At 50.2% G+C, this 10,904-nt stretch carries 6 protein-coding genes and 5 pseudogenes; 7 read left to right on the forward strand and 4 right to left on the reverse strand.

The window, feature by feature from the left end:
- The first annotated feature begins 619 nt into the window (after positions 1-619).
- Positions 620-1,588, forward strand: a complete 969-nt coding sequence (locus ABLV11_RS06585) for an IS5 family transposase (protein ID WP_348855230.1) — start codon at positions 620-622, stop codon at positions 1,586-1,588.
- Between the two features lie 139 nt (positions 1,589-1,727).
- Here ABLV11_RS06585 and stbA read toward each other — a convergent pair whose 3' ends face one another.
- Positions 1,728-2,114 (reverse strand): plasmid stabilization protein StbA, encoded by a 387-nt coding sequence (gene stbA / locus ABLV11_RS06590; RefSeq protein WP_001039464.1) that lies wholly within the window; start codon positions 2,112-2,114, stop codon positions 1,728-1,730.
- 580 nt (positions 2,115-2,694) lie between these two features.
- On the opposite strand from stbA, the pseudogene ABLV11_RS06595 reads away from it, so the two are divergent.
- Positions 2,695-3,240 (forward strand): annotated as a pseudogene (locus ABLV11_RS06595) (IS5 family transposase); the annotation flags it as partial.
- A gap of 35 nt (positions 3,241-3,275) precedes the next feature.
- Here ABLV11_RS06595 and ABLV11_RS06600 read toward each other — a convergent pair.
- Positions 3,276-6,281, reverse strand: coding sequence for a Tn3-like element Tn3 family transposase (locus ABLV11_RS06600; RefSeq protein WP_001143760.1), 3,006 nt, complete (start codon positions 6,279-6,281; stop codon positions 3,276-3,278).
- Positions 6,282-6,444: 163 nt separating this feature from the next.
- Here ABLV11_RS06600 and ABLV11_RS06605 point away from each other — a divergent pair, with 163 nt between their 5' ends.
- Together ABLV11_RS06605 and bla are read left to right on the forward strand one after the other, a co-directional pair.
- On the forward strand, positions 6,445-7,002 hold the full coding sequence (locus tag ABLV11_RS06605) for a recombinase family protein (RefSeq protein ID WP_001235713.1): 558 nt from the start codon (positions 6,445-6,447) through the stop codon (positions 7,000-7,002).
- A gap of 182 nt (positions 7,003-7,184) precedes the next feature.
- Entirely contained in the window at positions 7,185-7,967 is a 783-nt protein-coding gene (bla, locus tag ABLV11_RS06610; RefSeq protein ID WP_348855232.1) for a class A beta-lactamase, read from the forward strand.
- Here the strand turns inward: bla and ABLV11_RS06615 are convergent.
- Positions 7,858-8,562 carry an IS6-like element IS26 family transposase gene (locus tag ABLV11_RS06615; protein ID WP_001067855.1) on the reverse strand — a complete coding sequence of 235 codons (705 nt, stop codon included), beginning with the start codon at positions 8,560-8,562 and terminating at the stop codon, positions 7,858-7,860. The genes bla and ABLV11_RS06615 overlap by 110 nt on opposite strands.
- Before the next feature lie 48 nt (positions 8,563-8,610).
- Between ABLV11_RS06615 and ABLV11_RS06620 the strand changes: the two are divergent.
- Positions 8,611-9,117: pseudogene (locus tag ABLV11_RS06620) on the forward strand (serine hydrolase); the annotation flags it as partial.
- A gap of 147 nt (positions 9,118-9,264) precedes the next feature.
- Positions 9,265-9,690 (forward strand): annotated as a pseudogene (locus ABLV11_RS06625) (IS5-like element IS903 family transposase); the annotation flags it as partial.
- Positions 9,691-9,747: 57 nt separating this feature from the next.
- Here the strand turns inward: ABLV11_RS06625 and ABLV11_RS06630 are convergent.
- Positions 9,748-9,831, reverse strand: a pseudogene (locus ABLV11_RS06630) (SOS response-associated peptidase); the annotation flags it as partial.
- Positions 9,832-10,350: 519 nt separating this feature from the next.
- Between ABLV11_RS06630 and ABLV11_RS06635 the strand changes: the two are divergent.
- Positions 10,351-10,686: pseudogene (locus ABLV11_RS06635) on the forward strand (Tn3 family transposase); the annotation flags it as partial.
- Positions 10,687-10,904: the final 218 nt, after the last annotated feature.

Below are 10,904 nucleotides of genomic sequence, written 5' to 3' on the forward strand. Positions count from 1 at the left end.
CGGCAAGGTGGGCGGATTCCCACACGGCACCGGCGCGCGGCAAGGTGGGCGGATTTCCACACGGCACCGGCGCCCGGCAAGGTGGGCCGATTCCCATATCGACATGTATGTAGCTTGTGTTATCTGTGGATTGTGCAGCTCAGCGGGTCGCTGGTCGTATGGCGGAGTGTCCCCCGTAACCGGCCGCGTGCGGCCGCTAACGCGCAGTACGGCGCCGCGTCCCGCAGACGGGCCGCCGTTCCCGCGCGCAGCACTGCGCACCCCCGTGGGGGACGTACGGCAGCTGCGTGGCGGTGAGCGGGATTAGGGCTTTGCAGCTACCGTGTTAAGTTCCCTGGTGTCGCTGAAATAGTTGATGAACATCCCCCTAAGCGTCAGCAGCAAGCTGCCGCCGCTTAGGCCCCGGAAATCACGCCCTTTACGTCGTAAACGCCGTAAAGCCCGCTCACCGGGGTTAAAAGGGATTACTTTGACTTCTTCATTGCTGTTCGCGAGTTAAGGCTAATCAGGGCAGGGGGTAGGGTGGCAGAATTTATAGCCCGGCAACCGGCTACGCCGGGCTTTCGGCGCCATTTTACAACACAGACGGCTTTGTTGAATAAATCGAACTTTTGCTGAGTTGAAGGATCAGATCACGCATCTTCCCGACAACGCAGACCATTCCGTGGCAAAGCAAAAGTTCAAAATAACCAACTGGCCCACCTACAATAAAGCCCTCATCAACCGTGGCTCCATAACTTTCTGGCTGGATGATGAAGCTATTCAGGCCTGGTATGAGTCGGCAACGCCTTCATCACGGGGAAGACCTCAGCGCTATTCTGATCTCGCCGTCACCACCGTTCTGGTCATTAAACGCGTGTTCAGGCTGACCCTGCGGGCTGCACAGGGTTTTATTGATTCCATTTTTACACTGATAAATGTTCCGTTGCGCTGCCCGGATTACACCAGTGTCAGCAAGCGCGCAAAGTCGGTTAATGTCAGTTTCAAAACGTTCACCCGGGGTGAAATCGCGCATCTGGTGATTGATTCCACCGGGCTGAAGGTCTTTGGTGAAGGCGAATGGAAAGTCAAAAAGCATGGCCAGGAACGCCGTCGTATATGGCGAAAGTTGCATCTGGCAGTTGACAGCAACACACATGAAATCATCTGTGCAAACCTGTCGCTGAACAATGTGACGGACTCAGAAGCCTTCCCGGGTCTTATCCGGCAGACTCACAGAAAAATCAGGGCAGCATCGGCAGACGGCGCTTACGACACCCAACTCTGTCACGATGAACTGCGGCGTAAGAAAATCAGCGCGCTTATCCCGCCCCGAAAAGGCGCGGGTTACTGGCCCGGTGAATATGCAGACCGTAACCGTGCTGTTGCGAATCAGCGGCTGACCGGGAGTAATGCGCGGTGGAAATGGACAACAGATTACAACCGTCGCTCGATAGCGGAAACGGCGATGTACCGGGTAAAACAGCTGTTCGGAGGTTCACTGACACTGCGTGACTACGATGGTCAGGTTGCAGAGGCTATGGCCCTGGTACGAGCGCTGAACAAAATGACGAAAGCAGGTATGCCTGAAAGCGTGCGTATTGCCTGAAAACACAACCCGCTACGGGGGAGACTTACCCGAAATCTGATTTATTCAACAAAGCCGCGCGGGGCTAACAGGTAAGATGAAATTAAGGTTTTACGAACACTGCCACTGTAATTAATTACCGCTACTTTCATAAATCACCTCAGAATTTTTTGTTGAACTTCTTAGGGTCGAAATTCTCACCGATTTTCTTGAAGAATTCTTTATCAATAATGCCGGGACTCTCTGCTTTTTTACTTTCCTGCACTTCAGGCTCAGACGGTTGTGTATTGTGCAATACACTTTCCGCTGCACCCTTCGCGCTACTCTTATCATGCGTATTGTGCAATACATTTTTTCGGTTTTGCCGCGTTCTATACAGTGCCATCTCAAGCCCTTTGGCTGTTACCGAAAAGCTGTATTCGCTGTCGAGGATTTCAGCAATTTCATGCCGCGTTAGCCCTCTGTCCAGCCAGTTCTCGATTTCATTTAGGCGCAATCTGACAGCAGCCGATAAGTTGCGGGGTTTCAGATCTGCTGGTTTATTCATAACCCCCTCCGTTGTATGAAAATGACTCTACAACACTCGTAAGAAGGGGTCAATCGAGTTTTGTAGTTTATCTGTAGTTTTATTGTAGTCTATTTGTAGTCTGTCACGTTTTTTGTAGTTTATTTGTAGTTTTATTGTAGTCTATTTGTAGTCTTACAACACTAAGGCAAAACGTTTTTTGTAGTTTATCTGTAGTTTATCTGTAGTTTTTGGTTGCTCAGATGGTCATGCAAGCATGACCATCAAAGAATAGGACGCTTTTTAGCCAAATGCCCCTTAACCTACGGAGATCGCCCTACCAAAAAAAGATGATTTTTTATCCCTTAACCTGCTATACACCTAACGCAGCGTGATAAATCACGCTATTGCACTGATTTAAAAGAAAAAAAACAAAATTTAGCCATGCTGCGGTATTACCCAGGTATTACAAATCAAATCTAAATTACTGATTTAAATAACTTTTTATTTATTACTTTGGTAATACTATGATTTCACCGTATTAGACACCCTTTTTTCGTTTAAAAAATGCACAAATTGAGGACTGAATGGGCTTTGTTGAATAAATCGAACTTTTGCTGAGTTGAAGGATCAGATCACGCATCTTCCCGACAACGCAGACCGTTCCGTGGCAAAGCAAAAGTTCAAAATAACCAACTGGCCCACCTACAATAAAGCCCTCATCAACCGTGGCTCCATAACTTTCTGGCTGGATGATGAAGCTATTCAGGCCTGGTATGAGTCAGCAACACCTTCTTCACGAGGCAGACCTCAGCGCTATTCTGACCTTGCCATCACGACTGTGCTGGTCATTAAACGCGTATTCAGGCTGACCCTGCGCGCTGCGCAGGGCTTTATTGATTCCATTTTTTCTCTGATGAACGTTCCGCTACGCTGCCCGGATTACAGCTGTGTCAGCAGGCGGGCAAAGTCGGTTAACGTCAGTTTCAAAACGTTCACCCGGGGTGAAATCGCGCATCTGGTGATTGATTCCACCGGGCTGAAGGTCTTTGGTGAAGGCGAGTGGAAAGTCAAAAAGCATGGCCAGGAACGCCGTCGTATATGGCGAAAGTTGCATCTGGCAGTTGACAGCAACACACATGAAATCATCTGTGCAGACCTGTCGCTGAAGGGGTCTGACGCTCAGTGGAACGAAAACTCACGTTAAGCAACGTTTTCTGCCTCTGACGCCTCTTTTAATGGTCTCAGATGTCCTTTGGTCACCAGTTCTGCCAGCGTGAAGGAATAATGGCCGAGCATATTGATATGTCCGTGGCAAAGCGGGGAGAGGCGTGCGATATCTTCATCATTCAGTGTTTCACCCTGCGCCCGGAGATGATCCAGGGCTGCCTGCATATAAATAGTGTTCCATAACACGACGGCGTTAGTGACCAGCCCCAGTGTGCCCAGTTGATCTTCCTGACCGTCGGTATATCGTTTTCTTATCTCACCTTTTTGACCGTGACAGATGGCTCTGGCAACGGCATGGCGACTTTCTCCCCGATTAAGCTGGGTCAGAATGCGCCGGCGGTAATCTTCATCATCAATATAATTAAGCAGATACAGCGTTTTGTTGATGCGCCCCACTTCAATGATTGCCTGAGTCAGTCCGGAAGGACGTTCACTTTTCAGCAATGAACGGACCAGCACTGAAACCTGTACTTTGCCCAGCTTCAGGGAGCCAGCGGTCCGGATCATTTCGTCCCACTGAAGGACTATTTTTCGGGGATCTGATTGCCCTCTGGCAATATCATTCAGCACGCCATAGTCGGCATCATGGTCCATTCGCCAGAAAACCGAAGCACCGGCATCAGCCAGGCGTGGAGAAAACTGGTATCCCAGCAGCCAGAAAAGGCCAAAGACAAGTTCGCTGGCACCTGCTGTATCGGTCATAATTTCGGTTGGATTCAGCCCGGTCTCCTGTTCCAGAAGACCTTCCAGCACAAAGATAGAGTCCCTCAGCGTCCCCGGTATAACGATGCCATGAAAGCCGGAATACTGATCGGACACAAAGTTGTACCAGGTGATCCCTCTGTTATTACCAAAGTATTTGCGGTTCGGTCCGGCATTGATTGTTCTGACTGGCGTAACAAAGCGCATTCCATCTGCAGATGCCACTTCTCCTCCACCCCATATCTGTGCCAGTGGCAGCGTTGCCTGAAAATCAACCAGTCTGGCATTAGCGCTGGTGATAGTTTCAGCCCGCAGATAGTTCGCTTTTGTCCAGTTCAGCCGGTGTCGGGTCAGTGCAGGAACATTTGATCTGATCAGTGGTTCCAGACCGATATTGCAGGCTTCAGCCATCAGCACGGCGCTGATGCTGACGGGCAGATCATCAACTCTGGCACTGGCTTCACTAGCATGGAAAAACTCATCAGCAAATCCGGTATGGGCGTTAATTTCGAGCAGCAACTCCGTTAAATCCACCGGAGGGAGTAGATCACTGATCATTTTGCTCAGTCGTTTCAGACTGTCCGGCTCATCAAGACTGGCGAGGGGAGAAATTGTCAACCGGGGCTTCGGGCCAGAAACATCGAGTTCGACAGCCTCATTTTCGCAAAGACGTGCAGCAACCTGTCTGTAACGACTATCAAGCTGATGACCCAGAGATTTTATTGCTTCCTGCGGGTCTGTCGGGTGCCCCAAAGAACGATAAACCTTAATCCGGTTTGCCTGCCAGTCAGCACCCTGTAGTAATCTTGCACGAGGATCTCCCCACCGGTTACTGCCGGTAACGTAGACATCCCTCCGCCTCAGACTATCCTGCAGTTTACTGAGAAAGCAGAGCGTGTATCCCCTGCGGGTGATATGTTTTTCCTTGTTAATCACCAGCCGTTTCCATGACCGACTGATAATTTCCGTTGGTGCGTCGTCAAAAAACTGCCGCCGTGAGCTGAACTCCCGGCTGAGGTAGTCACAGGCATTCAGAGTGGTAACCCCGGCAGGTGCGGATGAAAATTTAACGGTATTCAGCAGATGGGGCAGGAAACGACGAACGCGCCCGTACTGCTCCACCATTTCTTCATGAAAATTATCGTCTGAGGGCCGGGCAATTTCACGGACAAGCGTGATGATTTCAGCCAGCTTTTGCCTTGGGATGTAGCTGAACACCTCAGCACGAATCGATTCGTCCGGTGTTTCTTCTTTCAGCAGGTACGAACATGCGCTGGCGAGCGCCAATGCAGATTTATCCAGATCCTTCAGCGAGCGGAGCCGTTTTTTCTGCCCAATCTTTCTGGCGTCACGGATGATAACGGCCAGCATGGCGTCCAGAACGTCCAATGCATCATCCAGCGCCAGCGTTTCCCATGCAAGGACAAAGGCAACCAGAACCGCCATCCTTTTCTGCGGTGACATCCTGGCAATATTGAACACCGAAGTCATACCAGCATAACGTGCGAGATTTTTCAGGCGCACAGCCGGGAGTGTACTCAGGTTTTCAGCATGCAGGCCAAAATCGTTCAGAGTTTTCCAGCGTTCAATTGCTTCATTAAACGCCGGACCACTGATGGTCACAGGGCCCTTTTTCAGTGATTCCAGTAAAGACAGGCGGCTGCAATCAGTTGGCCCCAGCAGCATCTCCAGCTGTGAACGCTGTTCGGCTGACGGTATCAGTGCCAGTTTGTTCCACAGGCGCAACGTCGCCTTTTCCCTTACCTCTGAAATCAACCGGGTCAGCGTAGTGGCTCCGGGGAGAATAATACGATGTTGCATAAGCCACCCTGTCGCCAGATCGAAAAGCAGGCCAGGACGTTCGTTGCTTATCCAGCTCCGGGTATATAAAAGACGGGTAAGGCGAAATGTCCAGGGCCAGGCAAATTCACGATACTGATAGTGCTGACGTATCAGCGCTGCATGCTCACGGCGGGTATTTTCCCTCTGACCGTATTCTGCAAGAACGGTGATATCACGAATCCCGAGCTGTCTGGCGGTAAAATGCCGGACGCCGGAAGGAATATGATTCATATCGGTGAGGAAGGTGCCCAGAAAACGGACACATCCAATTTGCAGGGCAATGCCCAGACGGTTGTGATCACCTCTGCTTTTTCCGATAAATTCCTTGTCTGCTTCATCAAGGTGAAAATATCGTGCCAGCTGAAGCTCATCCGGTTCACCGGTGAATCTGCCATAGCTTTCAGTCTGCTCAGTGGTCAGAAAGTCAACGGGCATATCGGCCTCCCTGCCTGACGGGCATTTAGTAACATTTTTCCAACCGTACGAAATGTTATAAATTATCGGACATCGTAAAACTGTTACATTAATATGTCTATTAAATCGTAAATTTGTAATAATAGACATGAGTTGTCCGATATTCGATTTAAGGTACATTTTTATGCGACTTTTTGGTTACGCTCGGGTCTCAACCAGTCAGCAGTCTCTTGATCTTCAGGTCAGAGCACTCAAAGACGCAGGTGTGAAAGCAAACCGTATATTTACCGATAAGGCATCCGGCAGTTCAACAGATCGGGAAGGGCTGGATTTGCTGAGGATGAAGGTGGAGGAAGGTGATGTCATTCTGGTTAAGAAGCTCGACCGTCTTGGCCGCGACACTGCCGATATGATCCAACTGATAAAGGAATTTGACGCTCAGGGCGTGGCAGTCCGGTTCATTGATGACGGGATCAGTACCGACGGTGATATGGGGCAAATGGTGGTCACCATCCTGTCGGCTGTGGCACAGGCTGAACGCCGGAGGATCCTAGAGCGCACGAATGAGGGCCGACAGGAAGCAAAGCTGAAAGGAATCAAATTTGGCCGCAGGCGTACCGTGGACAGGAACGTCGTGCTGACGCTTCATCAGAAGGGCACTGGTGCAACGGAAATTGCTCATCAGCTCAGTATTGCCCGCTCCACGGTTTATAAAATTCTTGAAGACGAAAGGGCCTCGTGATACGCCTATTTTTATAGGTTAATGTCATGATAATAATGGTTTCTTAGACGTCAGGTGGCACTTTTCGGGGAAATGTGCGCGGAACCCCTATTTGTTTATTTTTCTAAATACATTCAAATATGTATCCGCTCATGAGACAATAACCCTGATAAATGCTTCAATAATATTGAAAAAGGAAGAGTATGAGTATTCAACATTTCCGTGTCGCCCTTATTCCCTTTTTTGCGGCATTTTGCCTTCCTGTTTTTGCTCACCCAGAAACGCTGGTGAAAGTAAAAGATGCTGAAGATCAGTTGGGTGCACGAGTGGGTTACATCGAACTGGATCTCAACAGCGGTAAGATCCTTGAGAGTTTTCGCCCCGAAGAACGTTTTCCAATGATGAGCACTTTTAAAGTTCTGCTATGTGGTGCGGTATTATCCCGTGTTGACGCCGGGCAAGAGCAACTCGGTCGCCGCATACACTATTCTCAGAATGACTTGGTTGAGTACTCACCAGTCACAGAAAAGCATCTTACGGATGGCATGACAGTAAGAGAATTATGCAGTGCTGCCATAACCATGAGTGATAACACTGCGGCCAACTTACTTCTGACAACGATCGGAGGACCGAAGGAGCTAACCGCTTTTTTGCACAACATGGGGGATCATGTAACTCGCCTTGATCGTTGGGAACCGGAGCTGAATGAAGCCATACCAAACGACGAGCGTGACACCACGATGCCTGCAGCAATGGCAACAACGTTGCGCAAACTATTAACTGGCGAACTACTTACTCTAGCTTCCCGGCAACAATTAATAGACGGCACTGTTGCAAAGTTAGCGATGAGGCAGCCTTTTGTCTTATTCAAAGGCCTTACATTTCAAAAACTCTGCTTACCAGGCGCATTTCGCCCAGGGGATCACCATAATAAAATGCTGAGGCCTGGCCTTTGCGTAGTGCACGCATCACCTCAATACCTTTGATGGTGGCGTAAGCCGTCTTCATGGATTTAAATCCCAGCGTGGCGCCGATTATCCGTTTCAGTTTGCCATGATCGCATTCAATCACGTTGTTCCGGTACTTAATCTGTCGGTGTTCAACGTCAGACGGGCACCGGCCTTCGCGTTTGAGCAGAGCAAGCGCGCGACCATAGGCGGGCGCTTTATCCGTGTTGATGAATCGCGGGATCTGCCACTTCTTCACGTTGTTGAGGATTTTACCCAGAAACCGGTATGCAGCTTTGCTGTTACGACGGGAGGAGAGATAAAAATCGACAGTGCGGCCCCGGCTGTCGACGGCCCGGTACAGATACGCCCAGCGGCCATTGACCTTCACGTAGGTTTCATCCATGTGCCACGGGCAAAGATCGGAAGGGTTACGCCAGTACCAGCGCAGCCGTTTTTCCATTTCAGGCGCATAACGCTGAACCCAGCGGTAAATCGTGGAGTGATCGACATTCACTCCGCGTTCAGCCAGCATCTCCTGCAGCTCACGGTAACTGATGCCGTATTTGCAGTACCAGCGTACGGCCCACAGAATGATGTCACGCTGAAAATGCCGGCCTTTGAATGGGTTCATGTGCAGCTCCATCAGCAAAAGGGGATGATAAGTTTATCACCACCGACTATTTGCAACAGTGCCGCCATAACCATGAGTGATAACACTGCTGCCAACTTACTTCTGACAACGATCGGAGGACCGAAGGAGCTAACCGCTTTTTTGCACAACATGGGGGATCATGTAACTCGCCTTGATCGTTGGGAACCGGAGCTGAATGAAGCCATACCAAACGACGAGCGTGACACCACGATGCCTGCAGCAATGGCAACAACGTTGCGCAAACTATTAACTGGCGAACTACTTACTCTAGCTTCCCGGCAACAATTAATAGACTGGATGGAGGCGGATAAAGTTGCAGGACCACTTCTGCGCTCGGCCCTTCCGGCTGGCTGGTTTATTGCTGATAAATCTGGAGCCGGTGAGCGTGGGTCTCGCGGTATCATTGCAGCACTGGGGCCAGATGGTAAGCCCTCCCGTATCGTAGTTATCTACACGACGGGGAGTCAGGCAACTATGGATGAACGAAATAGACAGATCGCTGAGATAGGTGCCTCACTGATTAAGCATTGGTAACTGTCAGACCAAGTTTACTCATATATACTTTAGATTGATTTAAAACTTCATTTTTAATTTAAAAGGATCTAGGTGAAGATCCTTTTTGATAATCTCATGACCAAAATCCCTTAACGTGAGTTTTCGTTCCACTGAGCGTCAGACCCCCTGAACAATGTGACGGACTCAGAAGCCTTCCCGGGTCTTATCCGGCAGACTCACAGAAAAATCAGGGCAGCATCGGCAGACGGCGCTTACGACACCCGGCTCTGTCACGATGAACTGCGGCGTAAGAAAATCAGCGCGCTTATCCCTCCCCGAAAAGGTGCGGGTTACTGGCCCGGTGAATATGCAGACCGTAACCGTGCAGTGGCTAATCAGCGAATGACCGGGAGTAATGCGCGGTGGAAATGGACAACAGATTACAACCGTCGCTCGATAGCGGAAACGGCGATGTACCGGGTAAAACAGCTGTTCGGAGGTTCACTGACACTGCGTGACTACGATGGTCAGGTTGCAGAGGCTATGGCCCTGGTACGAGCGCTGAACAAAATGACGAAAGCAGGTATGCCTGAAAGCGTGCGTATTGCCTGAAAACACAACCCGCTACGGGGGAGACTTACCCGAAATCTGATTTATTCAACAAAGCCCGTAGGCAATATTTCGATCGGCTTCATTGGCGAGGAGAGAAAGATACTCTTCCCGCGTCATAGACTGAGAAAAACGTCCGCACATGGTTACCTCCAGTGGCCAGACTTAAAGTATAGATAATGCCGCGTCAGCGGCATGGAGGCGCCAGCTGAAGTTGAATGGAGTACTGCGGGTAAATGGCGCCGTCGCCCGGCGCAGCCGGCTGCTGTTTTGACAGGTTCTGCCTCACCCACCCCCTTCCCTGCAAAGCTATACCCGCTAAAAACGGCTCAGATGCCTCTGTACGCGGTCGGAGTGGTCCCGGCAAGGCGACAGCCGCAGTCGGGGCGTATCTCCGCGTTAGCGGGCCGTTAGGGCCGCTTACGAGCGTGTATCCCAGAACTTACCGCGACACTACTCACAGAGATGACGAAGAGTAGTTACAACACCCATCATTAAAAGCGACACTACTCCCGGCCTTCGGCCGGGGGCGGCGGCGCTTTTCAGTGGTGGGGAGGGGCTCCTGGCTGGCAAACCGGCGCCGGTTTTATGATGAATTTTCATTTGAATGCTGTAACTAACTTGGTTCTCCGGTTGGGGCCCGTCGCGCAGCGATGGGAGCTCTCTCTAGCGCGCGCGGTATTCCTGCACCGTCTGGGTGAAATCAGGGATCGTAAACCGGAAAATCAGAGCTACCGCGCCAGTGGACTGACGCTGCTGACAGCAACTATCTCGCTGTGGAATACAGTGTATATGGAAAGAGCGGTCGATGCCCTGAAGCGTAAAGGGGTGAAGATCAACGAGCAACTGCTGTCACATTTGTCGCCGTTAGGCTGGGAGCATATCAATCTGACAGGCGATTACATCTGGAAAAACAACAGAATACCGGCCTCCGGTAAGTTTCGTCGGCTGAGGCCAGCTAAAGTAGAAAGGTCAAAAAACGACCTTAACGTACAATAATTTTCGATATCCAAACTGACCCCATAGAAACAGAAGCCACTGGAGCACCTCAAAAACACCATCATACACTAAATCAGTAAGTTGGCAGCATCACCGATACCCAACTGTAATAACAGATACTGAAATTAACATCATCTTAAATAGAACCCGTCATACGGGAGACGGCTTTGTTGAATAAATCGAACTTTTGCTGAGTTGAAGGATCAGAGCACGTATCT

Source organism: Klebsiella sp. GW_Kp181 (assembly GCF_040062315.1).
GTDB classification, from domain to species: Bacteria; Pseudomonadota; Gammaproteobacteria; order Enterobacterales; family Enterobacteriaceae; genus Klebsiella; species Klebsiella oxytoca.